Origin of the sequence: Vibrio sp. 779(2023), assembly GCF_033344285.1 — a bacterium.
Classification (GTDB): Bacteria; Pseudomonadota; Gammaproteobacteria; order Enterobacterales; family Vibrionaceae; genus Vibrio; species Vibrio alginolyticus.
Window position 1 is genome coordinate 1 of the sequence record NZ_JAWPOM010000159.1, and the last position, 1,190, is coordinate 1,190.

The following is a 1,190-nucleotide window of genomic DNA, read 5'->3' on the forward strand; positions in this document are numbered from 1 at the left end:
TATGAATTAGTCGAAGATCTTAGCAACAACACCAGCACCTACTGTACGGCCACCTTCACGGATCGCGAAACGTAGACCTTCGTCCATTGCGATTGGTGCGATTAGCTCTACAGTCATCTGTACGTTGTCGCCTGGCATTACCATTTCTACGCCGTCTGGTAGCTGGATGTCACCAGTTACGTCAGTTGTACGGAAGTAGAACTGTGGACGGTAGCCTTTGAAGAATGGAGTGTGACGACCACCTTCATCTTTAGACAGTACGTATACTTCTGATTCGAACTTAGTGTGTGGAGTGATTGAACCAGGCTTAGCTAGTACTTGACCACGTTCAACTTCGTCACGCTTAGTACCACGTAGAAGTGCACCAACGTTCTCACCTGCACGGCCTTCGTCTAAAAGCTTACGGAACATCTCAACACCAGTACATGTAGTTGTAGTAGTGTCTTTGATACCTACGATAGCAACTTCGTCACCTACAGTTAGGATACCACGCTCGATACGGCCAGTTACTACTGTACCACGACCTTGGATTGAGAATACGTCTTCGATAGGCATTAGGAATGGCTGATCTACCGCACGCTCTGGCTCAGGGATGTAAGTATCTAGAGCTTCTGCTAGTTCAACGATTTTCGCTTCCCACTGCTCTTCGCCGTTTAGTGCGCCTAGTGCAGAACCTTGGATAACTGGTAGGTCATCACCTGGGAAATCGTATTCAGATAGAAGTTCACGAACTTCCATTTCTACTAGTTCTAGTAGCTCTTCATCGTCAACCATGTCACATTTGTTCATGAATACGATGATGTATGGGATACCAACCTGACGGCCTAGTAGGATGTGCTCACGAGTTTGTGGCATTGGGCCATCTGTCGCAGCAACAACTAGGATACCACCGTCCATCTGTGCAGCACCAGTGATCATGTTTTTAACATAGTCAGCGTGTCCTGGACAGTCAACGTGTGCGTAGTGGCGTGATGGAGTGTCGTACTCAACGTGAGAAGTTGCGATTGTGATACCGCGCTCACGCTCTTCTGGAGCGTTATCGATAGATGCGAAGTCTTTAGCTACACCGCCGTAAACTTTAGCAAGAGTAGTACAGATAGCTGCAGTTAGAGTTGTTTTACCGTGGTCAACGTGGCCGATAGTACCAACGTTAACGTGCGGTTTCGTACGTTCAAATTTTTCTTTAGACA

At 47.2% G+C, this 1,190-nt stretch carries 1 protein-coding gene; it reads right to left on the reverse strand.

All coding sequences use genetic code 11. The annotated features are described in order from the left end of the window. Nucleotides 1–6 precede the first annotated feature (6 nt). Nucleotides 7–1,190, reverse strand: a 1,184-nt coding sequence (tuf, locus tag R8O70_RS25740; protein WP_017822038.1) for an elongation factor Tu, incomplete at its 5' end; no start/stop codon positions are given.